This is a genomic window from Streptomyces sp. UG1 (assembly GCF_049974585.1).
Taxonomy (GTDB): Bacteria; Actinomycetota; Actinomycetes; order Streptomycetales; family Streptomycetaceae; genus Streptomyces.
Window position 1 is genome coordinate 24,996 of sequence record NZ_JBNGGG010000038.1, and the last position, 18,226, is coordinate 43,221.

Annotated in this window: 17 protein-coding genes; 4 read left to right on the plus strand and 13 right to left on the minus strand. The window is 72.4% G+C overall.

From position 1 onward, the window contains the following. The 3 genes from ACP4J3_RS35695 to ACP4J3_RS35705 form a co-directional block, all read right to left on the minus strand. Positions 1–189: a ferredoxin gene (locus tag ACP4J3_RS35695; RefSeq protein ID WP_426540463.1), complete on the minus strand. Its 189-nt coding sequence runs from the start codon at positions 187–189 to the stop codon at positions 1–3. Further along, positions 186–1,499, minus strand: a complete 1,314-nt coding sequence (locus tag ACP4J3_RS35700) for a cytochrome P450 (RefSeq protein WP_426540464.1) — start codon at positions 1,497–1,499, stop codon at positions 186–188. Before ACP4J3_RS35700 ends, ACP4J3_RS35695 begins: the two co-directional genes overlap by 4 nt. Before the next feature lie 88 nt (positions 1,500–1,587). Further along, positions 1,588–2,553 (minus strand): enoyl-CoA hydratase/isomerase family protein, encoded by a 966-nt coding sequence (locus ACP4J3_RS35705; RefSeq protein ID WP_426540465.1) that lies wholly within the window; start codon positions 2,551–2,553, stop codon positions 1,588–1,590. 49 nt (positions 2,554–2,602) lie between these two features. On the opposite strand from ACP4J3_RS35705, the gene ACP4J3_RS35710 reads away from it, so the two are divergent. The 4 genes from ACP4J3_RS35710 (at position 2,603) to ACP4J3_RS35725 (ending at position 7,711) form a co-directional block, all read left to right on the plus strand. Next, the gene (locus tag ACP4J3_RS35710; RefSeq protein WP_426540466.1) at positions 2,603–3,622 is read left to right on the plus strand and encodes a CoA transferase; all 1,020 of its coding nucleotides are present in this window, start codon (positions 2,603–2,605) and stop codon (positions 3,620–3,622) included. Next, positions 3,580–4,893, plus strand: a complete 1,314-nt coding sequence (locus ACP4J3_RS35715) for an amidohydrolase family protein (protein ID WP_426540467.1) — start codon at positions 3,580–3,582, stop codon at positions 4,891–4,893. The genes ACP4J3_RS35710 and ACP4J3_RS35715 overlap by 43 nt, the downstream gene beginning before the upstream one ends. Positions 4,894–5,003: 110 nt before the next feature. Next, positions 5,004–5,657, plus strand: coding sequence for a TetR/AcrR family transcriptional regulator (locus ACP4J3_RS35720; protein WP_426540468.1), 654 nt, complete (start codon positions 5,004–5,006; stop codon positions 5,655–5,657). 26 nt (positions 5,658–5,683) lie between these two features. Further along, on the plus strand, positions 5,684–7,711 hold the full coding sequence (locus ACP4J3_RS35725) for a PKD domain-containing protein (RefSeq protein WP_426540469.1): 2,028 nt from the start codon (positions 5,684–5,686) through the stop codon (positions 7,709–7,711). Between the two features lie 29 nt (positions 7,712–7,740). Here ACP4J3_RS35725 and ACP4J3_RS35730 read toward each other — a convergent pair whose 3' ends face one another. From ACP4J3_RS35730 to ACP4J3_RS35775, 10 genes are all read right to left on the minus strand, one after another. Continuing rightward, the gene (locus ACP4J3_RS35730; protein ID WP_426540470.1) at positions 7,741–8,499 is read right to left on the minus strand and encodes an SDR family NAD(P)-dependent oxidoreductase; all 759 of its coding nucleotides are present in this window, start codon (positions 8,497–8,499) and stop codon (positions 7,741–7,743) included. A 9-nt stretch (positions 8,500–8,508) separates the two neighbouring features. Then, complete coding sequence (locus ACP4J3_RS35735) at positions 8,509–9,657, minus strand: acyl-CoA dehydrogenase family protein (RefSeq protein ID WP_426540471.1); 1,149 nt, start codon at positions 9,655–9,657, stop codon at positions 8,509–8,511. Between the two features lie 14 nt (positions 9,658–9,671). Further along, entirely contained in the window at positions 9,672–10,808 is a 1,137-nt protein-coding gene (locus ACP4J3_RS35740; protein ID WP_426540472.1) for a thiolase family protein, read from the minus strand. Then, positions 10,805–11,611, minus strand: coding sequence for an enoyl-CoA hydratase/isomerase family protein (locus ACP4J3_RS35745; RefSeq protein WP_426540473.1), 807 nt, complete (start codon positions 11,609–11,611; stop codon positions 10,805–10,807). The genes ACP4J3_RS35740 and ACP4J3_RS35745 overlap by 4 nt, the downstream gene beginning before the upstream one ends. Next, entirely contained in the window at positions 11,608–12,789 is a 1,182-nt protein-coding gene (locus tag ACP4J3_RS35750; RefSeq protein WP_426540474.1) for a CaiB/BaiF CoA transferase family protein, read from the minus strand. The genes ACP4J3_RS35745 and ACP4J3_RS35750 overlap by 4 nt, the downstream gene beginning before the upstream one ends. 4 nt (positions 12,790–12,793) lie before the next feature. Further along, positions 12,794–14,368, minus strand: coding sequence for a FadD3 family acyl-CoA ligase (locus ACP4J3_RS35755; RefSeq protein ID WP_426540475.1), 1,575 nt, complete (start codon positions 14,366–14,368; stop codon positions 12,794–12,796). A gap of 13 nt (positions 14,369–14,381) precedes the next feature. Then, entirely contained in the window at positions 14,382–15,530 is a 1,149-nt protein-coding gene (locus tag ACP4J3_RS35760; RefSeq protein WP_426540476.1) for an acyl-CoA dehydrogenase family protein, read from the minus strand. Further along, positions 15,527–16,513: an acyl-CoA dehydrogenase family protein gene (locus ACP4J3_RS35765; protein ID WP_426540477.1), complete on the minus strand. Its 987-nt coding sequence runs from the start codon at positions 16,511–16,513 to the stop codon at positions 15,527–15,529. The genes ACP4J3_RS35760 and ACP4J3_RS35765 overlap by 4 nt, the downstream gene beginning before the upstream one ends. 2 nt (positions 16,514–16,515) lie before the next feature. Beyond that, positions 16,516–17,319 carry an enoyl-CoA hydratase/isomerase family protein gene (locus ACP4J3_RS35770; RefSeq protein ID WP_426540478.1) on the minus strand — a complete coding sequence of 268 codons (804 nt, stop codon included), beginning with the start codon at positions 17,317–17,319 and terminating at the stop codon, positions 16,516–16,518. A 116-nt stretch (positions 17,320–17,435) separates the two neighbouring features. Further along, positions 17,436–18,206 carry a FadR/GntR family transcriptional regulator gene (locus ACP4J3_RS35775; protein ID WP_426540479.1) on the minus strand — a complete coding sequence of 257 codons (771 nt, stop codon included), beginning with the start codon at positions 18,204–18,206 and terminating at the stop codon, positions 17,436–17,438. Positions 18,207–18,226: the final 20 nt, after the last annotated feature.

Consider the following 18,226-nt stretch of genomic DNA (forward strand, 5'->3'; position numbering starts at 1 on the left):
TCAGCTCACTGTGATCGCCCGCTCAGGGCAGCTCATCGCCGCGGTCCGCACCGTCTGCTCGAACCGCTCCGGCACATCGGGTTGTTCGACGACGGCGTAGCCGTCGTCGCTCAGATCGAACACCTCGGGGCAGAGGGTGCAGCAGACCGCGTGCCCGCGGCAGCGGTCCTCGTCGACCGTGGCCTTCATCGCGTGGCCTCCTCGGCGCGCGTGAACTCCAGGCCCAGGTGGGTCAGGCCGCGCAGGATGTACGTCGGCAGGTACTGGTAGCGGCGCGACTCCGCAGGGCCGTGCACGCGCTCCGAGATCCTGATGTCCGTCGTACGGTCCAGCAGGCGCTCGATGGCCACCCGCGCCTCGGCCCGGGCCAGCGGTGCTCCGGGGCAGGTGTGGATACCGCGCCCGAAGGCGACGTGGTGGCGGGCGTTGGGGCGGGCGGGGTCGAAGGCTCCCGGGTCCTCGAAGCGGCGCGGGTCGCGGTTCGCCGCTCCGTTGACCACCATGAGCGTCGTACCGGCCGGGACGTCGACGCCGCCCACCGTGGCCGGAACCCGGGAGAGCCGGAAGTCGCCCTTGACCGGGCTCTCCATCCGCAGCGTCTCCTCGACGAAGTTGGGGATGCGGTCGCGTTCGTCGCGCAACAGCCGCTGGATGTCGGGGCGTTCGGCGATCACCTTGAGTGCGGAGCTGAGCAGGCGGACGGTGGTCTCCTGCCCGGCCGAGAACAGGTTGGCGGCCACCCGGACCGCGTCGGCGGCCTCGGGCAGCGAGCCGTCGGGGAACGTGGCGGTGGCAAGACCGGTCAGGACGTCCTCGCGCGGTTCGCGGCGCCGGTCCTCGATGTAGTGCGTGAACCGCCCGTACAGGAACTCCAGCGGCGAGTGCGCCAGTGTGTCGTCGCCGGTGCTGCCGATACCGCCCCCGGCCTGCGGCCGGCGCTGGAGGCGGTCGAGGAACTCCTCCCGGTCCTCCTCCGGCACGCCGAGCAGGTCGGCGATGACGAGCAGCGTGAAGGGACCGGCGAACTCGCTGATGAACTCGCCCTCCTCGCGGGCCAGGAAGGTGTCCAGCAGCCGGTCGGCGATCTCCCAGATGGCCGCCTCGTTCTGCTTGAGCCGCTTGGGCGTGATCAGCCGCATCAGCAGCCCGCGGTGCGCGGTGTGCACCGGCGGGTCGAGCGTGGGCAACTGGTCGCTCATCGGCAGTTCGTCGCGGTGCCGCTCGATGAGGTCGCTGACGTCGTCGCCCTCCAGCGGGACCGGGAAGCCGGGAAAGGGCCCGGTGACCGAGACACACGAGGAGAACGTCCTGGAGTCCTGGAACACCTCGACCGCCTCGTCGTACCCCGTCACCATCACCACGTCGTGGTGGGGTTCGCGGTGCACGGGGCACCGGGCGCGCAGGGCATCGAAGTAGGGGTACGGATCCGCCACCAGTCCGTCGTCCCGGAAGAAGTCGATCGCGTCGATGTCGTCGGACGGCTCGTCGTGGTGCGCCACTGGCCGGCCTCCTCTTTGGTGTGACGGCAGCACGGAAGGGAAGGAGAGTTCTCTCTGAAGAGAATCTAGTTCTCAAATCAAGGGATTGCTAGTCGCCTACGGTGATCTCGGTGCCGTGACGGGTGCGCGGCCGTTCGTCGACCTCGTCGACCAGTCCCCAGCGCCGCGCCCGGGACGCGGTCAAAGGGGCGCCGGACAGGGCCAGACAGGCCGTCCGTTCCCGGCCGATGCGGGCGGGCAGGCTCGCCGTGCCGCCAGCCCCGGGAATCAGTCCCATCCCGATCTCCGGCAGCCGGATCACCGTGTCCGGTGCGGCCGTCACCCGCCCGGCGAACGCCGCCAGCTCGATGCCGGCCCCCACGCAGGCGCCGTGCAGATGGGCGGTCACCTTGGCCGCGCACCGCTGGAGCAGCGCGGCCGGGCTCCGCTGCACGCGCACCCGGTGGGCCTCGGCCGGATCCCGTGACGTGCCGAACTCGGCGAGGTCGCCTCCGCTGCAGAACGCGGGACCGTTTCCGTACAGGTCCACGCGGGCGATCGTCGGGTCCGCCGCGGCGACCTCCAGAGCCTCGCACAGGGCGTCCCGCGTGGCCGCGTCGAAGGCGTTGCGCACCCAGGGGCGGTCCAGGGTGATGGTCAGGCGGTCGCCGTCGCGGTGCAGCCGGACGGGTTCGGCGGCCGGGCGCGGGGTGCGGGGCCGGGCCGAGGTGAGCCAGGCCCGGAAGGCCGCGCCCGCCTGGAGGGCCGAGTAGGCGAGGGATTCGACGACCAGCCGGTCGGGCGGCGGCAGTGCGGCGCCCATGCGCAGCACCTGGACGAGAGCGAGGCAGGCGTCGGGCCGGCTCGCGACGGTGTCCCGCAGCTGCCGGGCGGTGGCGTACGGATCCGCGCAGCAGACCCACGGGCGCGGCGGATCGGGGGCGGCCGTGAGAAGTACGTCGAACTCCTCCGCCGTATCCCTCGGCCGGGCCGCCACCGCGACCCGTACACAGGGGCCTCCCGGCCCGGGCGGCGCTGTGCGGTCGAGGTCGGCCAGCAGGAAGGGCGGCTCCATGGCCACCGGAGTGTAATCTTGCCTCACCTCTTGGGAGAAGGGTGTTCGCGTGTCAAAGAATGCCGCTCTCGACCGCTGGATGGTCACCGTCGAGCCCCACCTCGACCCGCTCCGCGCGGTCGTGGCGGACCTCACCGGCCTGACGGGCGTCCCCGTCGATCTGCCCACCGCCCTGTTCCTGCGTGCCCACCTCGCCGGGCTCCCGCCGCCCGGCAGGACCTCGGCGGGCGGCTCCTGCCACCTCCTCGAGACCGCCGACGGATGGGCCGCGGTCAACCTGGCCCGCCCCGACGACCACACGTCCCTCCCCGCCCTGCTGGCGCTCCTCGGCGCGCCGGACGCGGACCTGCCGGCGGCGGCGCGGCGGACCTCCGCAGCCGAACTCGCCCGGTCCGCACAACTTCTGGGCATCGCTGCCGCGGCCCTCGGCTCGGCGTGCGGCGGCCGTGCGCCCGTTCGTGCCGAGCGCCACGGGGAACCACAGCCGCGCGATCTCGAAGGCCTGCGGGTCGTCGACCTGTCCGCGCTGTGGGCCGGCCCCCTGTGCGCACGGCTGCTGGGCCAGGCCGGGGCCCGGGTGGTGAAGGTGGAGAGCACGACCCGGCCGGACGGGGCCCGGTTCGGGCACCCCGGCTTTTACCACTGGCTCCACGACGGGCACGACAGCCTGGTGCTGGACTTCACCTCGGGCGCGCCGGCCGACGTGGTCGCGGACGCCGACGTCGTCATCGAGGCGTCCCGGCCGAGGGCGCTGCGGCGGCTCGGTGTGCGCGCCGAGGAGTTCCTGGCCGCTCGCCCCGGCCGGGTCTGGGTCGGCATCACCGGGTACGGCCGCGCGGACGACCGGATCGCCTTCGGCGACGACGCGGCCGTCGCAGGCGGCCTGACCGGCCGTGACGCCCACGGCGACCCGGTGTTCCTCGGCGACGCGCTCGGCGACCCCGTCACCGGCCTGTACGCCGCCCACGCCGTGGCCCGCTCCCTCGACCGCGGAGGCGGGGAGCTGCTGTGCGTGTCCATGGCGGCATGCACGGCAGCGCTCGCCGACACGCCGGTGCGGCCGTGCTGATCAGGGACGTGGAGGTCGAGGGGCGCGGCCGGGTGGACGTGCGGGTCGTGGACGGCCGCATCGCCGCGATCGGAGCTCGGCTGGCGGGCCCGGCCGACGTCGACGGGCGCGGCGGGGCGCTGCTGCCTGGCCTGCACGATCATCACGTCCACCTCACCGCGCTGGCCGCCGAGGCCGCTTCGGTGCGGGTCGGCCCCTCCGACGTCGCCGGGCGTGACGGGTTCGCGGCGGCGCTGCGCGGCGCCGGTGCGCCGGGGGAGTGGGTGCGGGCCGTCGGCTACCACGAGAGTGTCGCCGGGGAGCTGGACCGGCGGGCGCTGGACGCGCTCGTGCCCGACCGGCCGGTCCGGGTGCAGCACCGCAGCGGGGCGATGTGGTTCCTGAACAGTGCGGCGCTGCGGGCGGCGGGGCTGGACGGCGACCATGCCGACGGGCGGTTCTGGCGCGAGGACGCGCGGCTGCGTCATGTCGTACCGCCCCTGCGGCTCGACCTGGCCCGGGTCGGGCGACGGGCCGCACGCCTCGGCCTGACCGGCTTCACCAACGCCGACCCGCACCCCGCCGACGGGCTCGCGCAGACGCTGGCCGTCCTGCCCCAGCGGCTCCTCGTCATGGGCGTCGACCGCCCGGTGAAGCTGATGCTCGACGACCTGACGCTGCCCACCCCCGCCGACCTGGCCGCCACGATGACCGGGATACGGCCCCGCCCGGTCGCCGTGCACTGCGTCACCCGTGTGCAACTGCTCGTGACGCTCCTCGCTCTGGACGACGCGGGCCCGGTTGACGGCGACCGGATCGAACACGGGTCCGTCATCCCGGCGGAGACCGTCCCCTGGCTCCGGCGGCTCGGCGTGACGGTGGTGACCCAGCCCCATTTCCCCGTCGAGCGGGGGCAGTCGTACGCCACCGACGTCCACCCCGACGACCGGCCACACCTCTACCGCTGCCGGAGCCTGGCCGAGGCCGGCGTTCCCGTCGCCGCCGGAACCGACGCACCGTACGGCACCCACGACCCGTGGGCCGTGATGCGGGCCGCCGTCGCACGCGGCAACGGGGAGGGCCTCACACCGCAGGCGGCGCTGCGCCTCTTCCTCGGCAGACCGGAACGGCCCTCGACCCCCAGGAAGGTGACGGTCGGTGCGCCGGCCGACCTGTGCCTGCTCCGCGTGCCCCTGCGCGAAGCACTCGACGCGCTGACCGCCGACGCCGTACGGGCCGTGTATGTGGGCGGTCGGCCGATCACCGAGGGAGCCACGGGCGCACAAACCTGAGTAGACATCAATATTGGCTTTGGCCGAGCGCGCTCGGATCGAGGATCCTTCCGGAGCTTTCCACTGCAACACTATGGTTCGCTCAGCATTGAGATCCTAGACTCGCCGGAGTGAGCAACGAAGCGACCGCCTCGAAAAGGGGGCTCTACGCGCGGTCCCACAAGCGTCGTGAGCAGATCGCGCTCGCCGTCCTCGAACTGGTCGATGAGGCCGGCCACGCATCGGTGACCACGGCGCTCGTCGCGCAGCGGTCACACACCCCCGAACCGACCGTCCTGTACCACTTCCCCACGAAGGACCACCTGTTGGTGGCCGCGCTGGAACGGGCCGACGACATCGCCGTGCTGTCGGCGGATGGGGAGAGCGACGAGGTCCGCCTGGACCTCGAAGCACTCCGGCGGGCGGCCGACTCGGCGTTGCGGGAGAACGAACGGCGCGTGCGTCTGTATGTCGTGCTCATGGGCCAGGCCGCCACGCCCAGCCATCCCGCGGCGGAGTACTTCACGCGCCGCACCGAGCGCGGCGTCGCCATCTTCACCAGGCTCGTCGCCCGGCGGCAGCAGGAGGGGCTCGCTCACCCGGGACTGGATCCGGCGCAGGTCGCCCGCCAGATCGTGGCGCTGTGGGACGGACTGACGCTGATGTGGGTGAACGACCGCACGCTGGAAGTGGGCTGGCTGCTGCGGGACGCGGTGCGGCGGCTGTCGGGCGAGAACTGGATGGCGGCCCGGGAGTTGCTGAACCGCGATGACGTAGGCCTCTAGCCGAACGCGAGGGGAGCGCAGTGAGCGTGACGGACGATCAGGACTTCGGTGAACCCTACCTGGACGTGGACGAATGGCGTGACATCCCGGTGCGGCACCGCTACCTCCACGGCGGATTCGCCGACAGCGAGACACGGTTCTCGATCTACTTCCCGCCCGCCGAGGCATACCAGGGACGCTTTTTCCAGCACATCACGCCGGTCCCCGGCAGCGAGCACCAGGCGCAGACGGCCCGCGGACAGGAGGACAGGATCTCGTTCGCGGTGTCGAGCGGTGCGTACTTCCTGGAGACCAACGGCGGCGGGGGCGGCGGGACCGTGCCCCCGGGCGACCCCACCATCGCGGGCTTCCGCGCCAACGCGGCAGCGGCCCGCTACTCACGCGTCGTCGCGCAGCGCGTCTACGGGCCCCACCGTCCCCACGGGTATGCGTACGGCGGCAGTGGCGGCGCGTACCGGACCATCGCCGGCGCCGAGAACACCGACGGTGTCTGGGACGGCTTCGTGCCGTACGTCGTGGGGAGTCCGATGGCGATACCGAACGTGTTCTGCGTGCGCATGCACGCACAACGGGTGCTCAGGCATCGGTTCGACCGCATCGTCGACGCCCTGGAGCCCGGTGGCAGCGGCGACATGTTCGAAGGGCTGGATCCCGAAGAGCGCGCAGCGCTGGCGGAGGTGACGGCCATGGGCTTCCCGCCGCGCGCCTGGTTCGGCCACCGCACGATGGGCATGCACGCCTTCACCGCCCTCTACGGCGGTGCCCTCGCCATGGACCCCGGATACTTCGCGGACTTCTGGACGCAACCCGGATACCTGGGCGCCGATCCCGGGTCCTCGGTCCACCGTGACCGGCTCCGGCACAGCTCCCGCGTCGTCGCCACGGTCACGTCGCGCGAGGCCGCGCATCTGGGCCTGGCAAGCTCCGCCCCCGCGGCAGCTGCCCGGGGCGGGGTGGACCACGCCTTCAAGGGACAGGAGCGGGACGAGGAGGCCGTCGTCGCCCTCCGGTTCGCGGAGCCCGCACCGTGTGACGCGCAGGGCGCGGAGCTCACCGTCCGGACCGGGCGGGCCGCGGGGCAGTCCCTGGTCCTGAGGGAAGTACGCGGCGACCTGGCGGTGCTGGACGAGCCGAACGGGACACCCGCGCTCACCGGGCTGTCTCCCGGGGACGCCGTCGACGTCGACAACAGCAACTTCCTCGCTGCCCAGACGTACCACCGCCACCAGGTCCCGCCGCAGGGGTTCGCGGTCTGGGACCAGTTCCGCGACGAGAACGGCGACCCGGTCCCGCCGCAGCGCCCCGTGCACCTGGGGCCGCTCTTCGCCACCGGCGCCGCCGGATCCGTGCAGACGGGGAAGTTCACCGGAAAGATGATCGCGGTCGCCTGCCTTCTGGACCGTGAGGCGTTCCCCTGGCAGGCGGACTGGTACCGGTCGAGGGTGCGGGAACACCTCGGGGACGCCACCGACGAGCACGTCCGCCTCTGGTACGTGGACAACGCCCTCCACGGCGATCAGGAGATCCAGGAGGACCCGACTCGGTCCGTGAGCTACCTGGGAGTTCTGCACCAGGCGCTACGGGATCTGAGCGCATGGACCGAGTCGGGCGTGCCCCCGGCCGCCTCGACCGACTACACGATCTGCGACGGGCAGGTCGTGGTGCCGCCGTCCGCCGCCGCGCGGGGTGGCATTCAGCCCGTGGTCGACCTGACCGTGGACGGCACGGCCCGCGCGGATGTCCCGTCCGGGCAGCAGGTCACACTGTGCGCCGTCGCGGAGGTCCCGCCCGCTGCGGGCAAGGTGGTCGCGGTCCAGTGGGACCTTGACGGCGACGGTACGTTCCCGGTGACGGAGGACGTCGAACCGGCCGAGCGGGTCCGCGTGGAGCGGCGCCACGCCTTCGCCGCACCCGGCACCCACTTCGTGACCGTGCGCGTCCGCGCCCAGCGCGACGGTGACGCCTCGGCCGTGTTCACACGCGTGGACAACATTGCCCGGGTACGTGTGGTCGTCGCCCACCCAGCGGGCTCCGGCCCGGAGCTCGCTCACTGACGCCCACCGGCGTCTCGTCACGCCGCCGGTCAGACGCTGTACCCGCCGTCCACCCCCAGCGCCTGCCCGGTGACGAACCCGGCCCGGTCCGAGGCGAGGAACGCGACCGCCTCCGCGATGTCCTGGGCCTGGCCGAAGCGGCGCAGGGGGATGTTGCGGCGGGTGATGGCGAGGGCCTCCTCGCCGAGTTCACCCGTGTCGATCAGCCGGGCCGCGATGCCGTCCGTGAGCATGCCGGGGGCGACGCAGTTGACCCGGACGCCGTAGCGGCCCTCCTCGGCGGCCAGGGCGCGTGCGACCGCCTCGACCGCCCCCTTGGCACCCGACGACAGGCCGTCGCGCACGGGGTAGCGGCGGGTGGCGACGGTGGTGACGGCGACGATGCTGCCCCGGCTCTCGCGCAGCAGCGGCAGCGCGGGGTGGACGAGGTTGAAGAACGCCACCGCGTCGGCCTCCAGTTGGGCGCGGTACCGGGCGGGCGTGACCTTGCTCAGGTGGGTCATGGGCACGTGGGGTCCGGCCGCGTAGACCAGTGTGTGCACGCCGCCGCATCCACGCACGGCCCGTGCCGTCTGCGCCTCGTCGGTCAGGTCCACCCGCAGGGCGGTGACCTGGCGGCCGTACGCCTTCACCTCCGCGGTGAGTTCATTCGCCGCCGCCTCGTTGACTCGGTAGGTGAACGCGACGTCACTGCCGCGTTCGGCGAGCGTCCGCACGATCGCGGTTCCGATGCCGCCTGTGCCGCCCGCCACGAAGGCCGTGCCCGGCCTGCCGGAGAAGTCGTCCACCCACGTGCCTCACAATCCGAGTGACTTGGCGATGATGACCTTCATGACCTCGCTCGTGCCGGCGTAGATCCGGGTGATGCGGGCGTCCGCGTACAGCCGGGCGATGGGGTACTCCGTCATGTAGCCGTATCCGCCGAAGAGTTGAAGGCAGCGGTCGACGGCGCGTGCCTGCATTTCGGTGCAGAACAGCTTGACCTTGGCGGCGTCGGCGCCGGACAGCCGGCCCTCGACCAGTTCCAGGACCGCCCGGTCGAGCATGGCTTGCGCGGCCTCCACTTCGGCGGCCACCGCGGCGAGTTCGAACTTCGTGTTCTGGAAGGAGGCGACCGGGGAGCCGAATACCTTGCGATCCTTGACGTAGGCGATCGTGGTGTCCAGGGCGGCGCGGGCCTGCGCGACCGAACCGACCGCGACGGTCATGCGCTCCTGCGGCAGGTTGTGCCCGAGGTACTCGAAGGCCCTGCCCTCCTCGCCGAGCCGGTTGGCGACGGGCACGCGGACACCGTCGAAGGCCAGCTCCACCGTGTCCTGCACCTTGATGCCCATCTTGTCCAGCACCCGGCCGCGAGTGAACCCCGGCATGCCGTCCTCCACGACCAGCAGGGTGAGTCCCGCCCTGCGGTCGTCCGGGTCGGTGGACGTGCGCGCCACCACGATCACCAGGTCGGCGAGCAGCCCGCCGGTGATGAAGGTCTTGGCACCGCTCAGGACGTACGAGTCACCGTCCCGCACGGCCGTCGTACGGATCCCGGCGAGGTCGGAGCCGGTGCCGGGCTCGGTCATCGCGATCGCGGTCAGCAGCTTGCCGGAGGCCAGCCCGGGGAACCAGCGCTCACGCTGCTCGTCGTTCGCGTAGGTGAGGAAGTACGGGAGGACCACGTCGAGTTGGGTGCGGACGGTGCCCAGGGTGACCAGGGCGCGGGCCGCCTCCTCCTGGAGGACGACGTTGTAGCGGTAGTCGGGCTGCCCGCCCCCGCCGTACCTCTCCGGGATCGCCGTGCCGAGCAGTCCCAGCGAGCCGAGCCGTGCGAAGAACGGTCGGGGCAGCCGCCCGGCCTTCTCCCACTCGGCGTAGTGCGGGACGACCTCCTTGGCCACGACGTCACGGACCAGCTCCCGGAACGTCTCGTGGTCGGCGGTGAAGACATCACGTCGCACGGCAACACCCCCCGTCAGTCGGCGAGTTCGACGAGGGTGGCGTTCGCGGTGCCGCCGCCCTCGCACATGGTCTGCAGGCCGTAGCGGATGCCGCGGTCACGCATGTGGTGGATCATGCGGGTCATCAGGACGGCACCCGAGGCGCCGAGCGGATGGCCGAGCGCGATGGCGCCGCCGAGCGGATTGAGCCGGTCCGGGTCGGCGCCGGTCTCGGCGAGCCAGGCGAGCGGAACGGGGGCGAAGGCCTCGTTGACCTCGAAAATCCCGATCTCGGACAGCCCCACTCCCGCCTTGCGCAGAGCCTTCTCCGTGGCCGGGATCGGCCCGGTGAGCATCAGCACCGGATCGGAACCGACGACCGCGCCCGCCCGGTACCGCACGATCGGCGTCAGTCCCAGCTCGCGCGCCTTCTCGGACGTCGTCACCAACAGGGCCGCCGCGCCGTCGGACATCTGCGAGGCGTTGCCCGCGTGGATCACACCGTCCTCCTGGAAGGAGGGCTTGAGCTTCGCGAGCGTCTCCACGCTGGTGCCCCGGCGTATGCCCTCGTCCGCGGTGACCCCCGCCACCGGCACGATCTGCTCCGCGAAGGCCCCGCCGTCCTGCGCGGCCGCCGCCCGCTCGTGCGACAGCGACGCGTACGCGTCCAGCCGGGCCCGCGTGAAGCCCCACTTCTGCGCGATCTTCTCGGCGGAGATGCCCTGGTTGAAGGAGAAGTCCTGGTACCGGGCGAGGACTTGAGGGCCGTACGGTATCCCCTCCGCCCTGGCGGCGCCGAGCGGCACCCGGCTCATGACCTCCACCCCGCCTGCCACCACCACGTCCTGCTGCCCGGACAGGACCGCCTGCACGGCGAACTCCAGCGCCTGCTGGCTCGAACCGCAGGCCCGGTTGACCGTGGTCCCCGGGATGCTCTCGGGCCAGCCCGCCGCCAGCACCGCGTAGCGGCCGATGTTGCTCGACTGGTCGCCGATCTGCGAGACGCATCCCCAGATCACGTCGTCCACCACCTCCGGGACGGCCCCGGCCCGCTCGGTGAGCGCGCCCAGCACCGTGGCGGACAGGTCGGCCGGGTGGACGCCGGCCAGCCCGCCGTTGCGCTTGCCCACGGCCGTACGGACCGCTGCCGCGATCACCGCTTCCCGTGTCACGTATCGTCCTCCTCGGTTCGATTCGGCGGCACCGCCCAGCGGCCCGTGAAGAGTGGTTCACGTCCGGCGGCGAACGCGGCGTACGCCTCGCGGACGTCCGCGCCGGCGAAGTTCACCGCCTGCGCCCGCGCCTCGCCGGCGAGCACGTCTCTCAGCGTCCGGTCGGCGCCCTCGTTCAGCAGCGCCTTGGTCTGGGCGAGGGCGATCGGGGGGCCCGCCACCAGGCGCGCGGTCAGGTCGTCGACGAAGGCGTCCACCGTGTCGGCTTCCGCCACCCAGGTCACCAGGCCCAGTGCCTTCGCCTCGTGCGCGTCGATCGTCTCCGCGAGCAGCGCGAGCCGCTTGGCCTGCTGCAACCCGACGAGTTTCGGCAGCAGCCAGGAGCCGCCGCAGTCCAGGGACAGCCCGCGCCGCGCGAAGATCTGCGAGAACCTGGCCCCGGGCGTGGCGACCACCAGATCGCAGCCGAGCGCCAGGTTCCAGCCCGCCCCCACCGCCACACCGGTCACCTTGGCGACCGTGGGGACGGGCAGCTCGTGCAGCAGCAGGGTCACTTCGGTCAGGGGCCGTATCCGGTGCAGGGGATGGGCGCTGCTGACCTTCCGGGGGATGTCCGCGCCGGAGCAGAACGCGCCGCCCGCGCCGGTCAGCACCAGTGCCCGCACGGACCGGTCGCCGCCCGCCTCCACCAGGGCCGTGCGCAGCGCCTCCCACAGCTCGGCGTCGATCGCGTTCCTGCGGTGCGGCCGGTTCAGGGTCAGCGTCCGTACGCCGTCGGCGTCGCTCGTCAGCAGCACGCTCACCGGACCGCGCCCCCTGCCCGCAGGCCGGCGATCTCCGCCTGCGAGTAGCCCAGTTCGGCCAGCACGGCGTCCGTGTGGGCGCCCAGCGCCGGTATGGCGCCCATCGGCGGCTCGTACCCGGAGATCACGGGCGGCGGCAGCAGCGCGGGCACCGGCCCCGACGGTGTGTCGACGTGCCGCCAGCGGTCGCGGGCGCCCAGGTGGGGATGGGCGAGGACGTCGCCCACCGTGTTGTAGCGGGAGTTGCCGATCCCGGCCGCGTCCGCCCGGTCCTGGACGTGACCCAGGTCGTGGCGCGCACACCAGGCGCCGATCTCCGCGTCCAGGACCGCGCGGTGTTCGACACGGCCGGCGTTGGTGCGGAACCGCTCGTCGTCGGCCAGGTCGGGGCGATTCAGCAACTCCCGTGCCAGCCGCTGCCATTCACGGTCGTTGGTGGTGCCGAGCACGACGGTCTGCCCGTCGGCCGTGCGGTAGGCGCCGTACGGCGACACGGCGGGCGAACTCATCCCGAGCGGCTGCTGCTCGACCCCCGAGTGCCGGGTGTACGTCAGCGGATACCCCATCAGCTCGGCCATGGTGTCGAACAGGCTCACCGTCACCTGCCCCGGCCGCCTGGCGTACAGCAGCGCCAGCACCGACAGCGCCGCGTACAGGCCGCTGCACACGTCCGCCACGGGCGGGCCCGGTTTGGCCGGTGCCCCGGGCCGGCCGGTCACCGAGCAGGCCCCGGACTCCGCCTGGACCAGCAGGTCGTAGGCGCGTTTGTGGGACAGGGGGCCGCCGGGGCCGTACCCGTCGATCTCGACGGCGATCAGGTCGGGGTGGCGCACCTGAAGGTCCGCCGGGGACAGGCCCAGCTTGGCCGTGGTGCCGGGGGTGAGGTTGGAGACCAGGACGTCGGCGTGCTCCAGCAGCCGGTGCAGGACCGCCTGCCCGGCGTCCGACTTCAGGTCGAAGGCGACCGACTCCTTGCCCCGGTTGACCCACACGAAGTGCGCCGCGAGGCCGCCGACCACGTCGTCGTAGTGGCGGGCGAAGTCGCCGCCCTTCGGGTTCTCCACCTTGATCACCCGGGCGCCGAGGTCACCGAGCGTCCGCGTGCACATGGGGGCCGACACGGCCTGCTCCAGTGCCACCACCGTGATGCCCGCCAGGAGGCCGCCGCTGCTGGTCACCGGCTCAGCCCTCGTACCGGGCGCGCAGCTCGTGCTTGAGGACCTTCTGGCTCGCATTGCGCGGAAGCCGGTCCACGAATCGCACTTGGCGGGGCACCTTGAAGTTGGCCATGTGCTCCCTGGCCCAGGCGATCACGTCCTGCGCACCGATGTCCGCGCCCGGCCTGGGCACGACGAAGGCGCAGCCGACCTCGCCGAGCCGCTCGTCCGGGACACCGATCACGGCGACCTGGGCTATCGGCTCGTAGCCGAGGAGCAGTTTCTCGATCTCGGCCGGGTAGGCGTTGAAGCCGCCGACGATGAACATCTCCTTCTTGCGGTCGACGATCGCCAGGTTGCCGTCCGTGTCCAGGTGCCCGATGTCGCCGGTGTGCAGCCAGCCGTCGGGGCCGATCGTCGCTGCGGTGGCCTCGGGGTCGTCCCAGTAGCCGCGGGTGACGTTGTAGCCGCGGACCAGGATCTCCCCGTCCCGGCCCGCCGGTACCTCCCGGCCGGCGTCGTCCGCGATGCGGACCTCGACGTCCGGGATCGGGCGGCCGGTGGTCCGGGCCACCGTCTCCTCGGTGTCCCCGGGGCGGGTGGTGGTCACCAAAGCGGTCGACTCCGTGAGGCCGTAGGCGCTGAGCACGATGTCGAAGGACAGGTCCTTCTTCATTGCCCGGATCAGCGACTCCGGGATCGTCGTGCCGCCCGTCATGGACACCCGCAGCGACGACAGGTCGTACCCGGAGCGCTCCGGATGGTTCAGCAGGTCGTGGAAAATGGTGGGCGGGCCGAGGATGATGCTGACCCGCTCCTGGTGGATGATCTCCAGGGCGCGCCCCGCGTCGAAGACGGCCATGGGGATCACGGTCACGCCGTGCATCAGCGAGGCGAGCCAGCCCGCCTTGTAGCCGAAGCAGTGGAAGAACGGCGGGATGACCAGGAAGCTGTCGGACGGGGCGAAGGTGTACGCCGTGGACATCCAGCCGTACGCCCGCAGGGTCTGCCCATGGGTGAGGACCACGCCCTTGGGGTGGCCGGTGGTGCCGGAGGTGAACATCACGTCGGAGACGTCGTCCGCAGTGAGCCGGTCGATGGACTCGTGGGCGGCTGCCTCGGTGACCTCCTCGCCGTGTGCGAGGAACTGACTCCAGCGCAGGCCTTCCGGTCCGCCAGGCATCGACACCGTGATCCGCAGCGCGGGCAGTTCGGGGTCGGTGCGCCGCAGGTCAGCGATGTAGTCGGTGCCGAGGAAGGACGCGGCGGCGAACAGCGCCCTCGCCCCGGACTTGCGCAGGACGTAGGAGATCTCGGCCGCCTTGAACCGGGTGTTGAGCGGTACGACGACACCCCCGGCACCCTGGATACCGAGTGCCGTCACGATCCACTCCGCCGAGTTCGGCGCGCACAGGCCGACCCGGTCACCCGGCCCGATGCCGAGCGCGAGCGCCGAGCGCACCGCCTCGACCATCCGGGTCTCCAGTTCCCGGAAGGTGAGGCGCAGGTCGCCGTCGACGAGGGCCGGGGCGTCACCGAACCGCCGCGCGGCCACTCTCACCACGTTCGGAATGCTCTTCAATTCCTGGTCGTGTCGCATGACGGGGCTCCGTTCAGGCACGGCGGTCGGCCGGCAGGCGCAGCAGCCGCTTGGCGATGATGTTGCGCTGGATCTGGGACGTGCCGCCGTACACGGAGGCGGCGCGCGAGTAGAAGTAGTCGCCCAGGACCTCGCCGCCCTCCCCGTACAGCTCCTCGGGGTACACCTTCAGCGCCGTCTCGTACAGCCGCTGCTCGGCCCGGGTCATCAGCAGTTTGTCGACGGACGACTCCGGGCCGGCGCTCTGCCCGGCGAGCCGCTCGGCGGTGCGGCGCCGGGCGTGCGCGACGAGCACCCGGTAGTCGACGACGCACCGGCCGATCTCCGACAGCAGCCCGTCCGGGAGCGTGCCGCGGCGCTCGTGCGCGGTGCGGCGGAGCCGTTCGACCAGCAGCCCGTACTTCGACAGGTGCCCGGTGTCCAGGGCGTTGCGCTCGTACGCCACCGTCGTCATCGCCAGCGGCCAGCCGTCCCCCTCGACACCGATCCGCTCGGACTCCTCCAGGGTGACGTCGTCGAGGAACAGCTCGCAGAACTCGTCGTCGCCGTTCGCCGCGCGCAGCGGCCGTACGGTCACGCCCGTGCGGTCCAGGGGCAGTACGAACGCCGAGATGGAGGTGTGCGGGGGAGTGGTCCGGTCGGTGCGGGCGAGGAGCAGGCACAGGTCGGAGTACTGGGCGTAACTGGTCCACAGTTTCTGGCCGTTGACCGTGTAGTGGCCGCCAGGGTGTCGTTCCGCGTAGGTGCTCATGCCGGCGAGGTCCGAGCCTGCGGCCGGCTCGCTGAAGCCCTGGCACCACACGTCGTCGCCGGAGAGCATGCGCGGCAGCAGGCGGCGGCGCTGCTCCTCGGAACCGAACTCCAGCAGGGCGTGGGCGAGATAACCGATGCGGGGGACGCCGGGCGCGCCGCGCGCTCCCAGTTCGTCGCTGACGGCCACCTGGTGCAGGGCGGTCAGGCCCCGGCCTCCGTACTCCTGAGGTACGTCGAGGCCGACCCAGCCGCCGGAGTACAGCCGGCGGTGCCAGCGGTGCAGGAAGACCGGGACCGGCTCGTCCGGCTGCCGTTCGGGCAGCGGGTGGCCGGCCAGCCAGGCGCGGAAGTCGCGGCGGAGCCGGTCCAGGTCCGCCGGGTCGCCGAAGTCCAGGGGCATGTCCGTCATCGCGTCGCCTCCGGTGCGGCCAGGGCGGGCAGCAGGTCGGCCGTCGTCGCCAGCAGCGTGGCTCCGACCAGGACCCGGCGCAGATACAGGTGCGCCACGTGCTCCCAGGTCTGGGCGATGCCGCCGAACACCTGCATCCCGGCGTACACCGCCTCGACGGCCGAGGAGCTGACCTCGGCCTTGGCCACGCGGGCGGCGGACAACGCGCGGTCCGGCGGTTCCTGGTCCAGGCACCAGGCGGCGTACCGGGTGGCGCTCGTGCAGGCCTCCACCAGCTCGGTCGCGTCGGCGAGCAGGTGCTGCACCGCCTGGAAGGAGCCGATCGGCTGCCCGTACTGGTGGCGCTCGCGGGCGTAGTCCACGCTCTGCTCGACGAACGAGCGGGCCGCGCCCACGAGTTCGCTCGCCACGACGACCAGGGCGTACGCCTGCCAGCGCTGGTGTGTCTCCGGGGTGAGCCTGCCGACGACCTGTTCCTCGGCGGGGTCGGCCTTCCGCACGCTGCGCAGCAGGTCGGCGGTCGCGGCGGGCGGCCCCAACTCCGCCTTTCTCACGAACCCGTCCGAGTCGACGTACAGCGCGCCGTCGGCGCCCTCGCAGTCCCAGGCCACCGGATCCAAGGTGCCCGGACCGGGGAAGCGCAGGTCGTGGGCGAGGGCGATGGTGGGCCGGGCCCCGTGAGGTGTGGCCTCGGCCCGCTCTCCGGCGTCGAGGAGACGCAGCAGTTCGGGGGCGAGCAGCACGGTGCCGAGCAGGGAGGTGGTCAGCGGGTGCCTGCCGTGCTCCTCGGCGAGCAGGGCGCACTCCTGCACGGTCGCGTCCGGCGGGGAGGCGCGGCGCAGTTGCGCCAGGCCGAGTTCGTCGAGCGCCTTCTGCGCCGCCGCGCGCGCCTGTGGTTCGGCCTCGTCGGCCGATCCCGTGCGGAAGCGGGTCGCGAACGACCGCAGCATGTCCCGGACCAGCGTGAACTCCTCGCGTTCCACGCTCAGACCTCCTCGGCGGTGGTCGTGGTGCGGCGGCTCGCGCGGGAGGCGAGGTCGTTGATGATGCGGATGTGGTCGGGGCTGGTCATGGTGGACCGTTCGGCCAGCAGCGCCGCCTCCATGCCGCCGCGCGAGACCTGCTCGACCACCGCGGCGAGCGCCGCCTTCGTCGCGCGCAGCGCCTCCGCGGGCTGCGCCGCGAGCCGGTGGGCGAGCGTCAGGGCCTCGTGCATCAGATCGGCACCGGGCACGACCCGGTTGGCCAGGCCCAGTTCGACGGCGGTGGCGGCCGGGATACGGTCCCCGGTGAACAGGTACTCCTTCACCCGCAGCAGGCTCGTCAGCAGCGGCCAGAGGGTCACACCGCCGTCGCCCGCCACCAGGCCGACCGAGACGTGCGGGTCGGCGAGACAGGCGTCCTCCGCCATGAGGACGAGGTCGCAGCCCAGGGCGAGTGAGCAACCCAGGCCCACCGCGGGGCCGTTGACGGCCGCGACGACCGGCAGCGGAAACCGGATCATCTCCGTCTGGATGGTCCGGTCGAGCCGGATCGACCGCTCACGCAGCCCCGGATCGTCGTGGTGGCGACGCAGGTGGTCGAAGTCGCCGCCCGCACTGAAAGCCCGGCCCGCTCCGGTGAGGACGACCGCCCGCGCCTCGGTGTCCTCCGCCAGCTCGCGCCACACCTGGGACAGCCGGCGGTGCAGCTCCGCAGAGACACCGTTGAGGCGCTCGGGCCGGTTCAGCGTGACGATGCGGACGTCTCCGTCGGCGGCCACGGTCAGGACGGGGCTCACGTCGTTCATGCCGCCGATGTTATTAAAGGTCAGGCCGATAGTGTCAATGGTGTTGCGCGAATTCGAGAATGTCATTCTCTTGAGGCGGGTCCGGGTCCGGGCGGGCCCGTTCGCCTGCGGGCAGGTCAGGACTCGGGCTTCGCCAGCTCCACCTGCTCTCGCCGGTCCACTTCCGCGGCGGCCCGGGCGAACCCGCACACATGGCGGCTCATCCGACGCCGCGCCGCCGCGCCGTCGCCCGCCCGGATCGCCTCGGTGATCCGCGCGTGCGCTCGGGCGGTGACCTCGCGGGTACGGGCGTCCGTGAACTGTTCCAGGTGCGTGGCCGCGTAGATCGACTCCGAGAGGGCGCTGAGGAACCCGATGAGCAGTTCGTTGCCGCCCGCCTTCGCCACGGCGTTGTGCCAGCGCACGTTGGCCCGCAGGAACCGGCGGATGTCGTCACCGGCCTCGACCAGCTCCGTATGGGCGGCGTCCAGGTCGGCCAGGTCCTGCTCGGTGCGGCGGCCCGCCGCGAGCGCGGCGCACGCGGGCTCGATCGCCTCGCGCGTCTCGTGCAGCGACTCCAGCCGGATCTGCTGGCCCCGGATGACCAACTGCACGGTGTTCGCGAGGGATTCCCGGCCCGGCCGGTGCACGAAGGCCCCGCCCCCGCGCCCCGGCCGGATCTCCACCAGCCGCTCGACCTCCAGGATGCGCAACGCCTCGCGCACGGTCGCCCGGCTCAGCCCCGTCTGCTCGACCAGCTGCCGCTCCGGGGGCAGCGGCGTGCCCTCGGCGAACTCCCCGGACAGGATGCGCTCACGCACCTCGGCGGCCAGCACGTCCGACGCCTTGGGAACGGTGAGCGTGTCGAAGCGCGGGGTGTGGGGGGAGGTGGGCTGGGGGCTGGGCACGTGTTCAGGCCTCTCGTCGT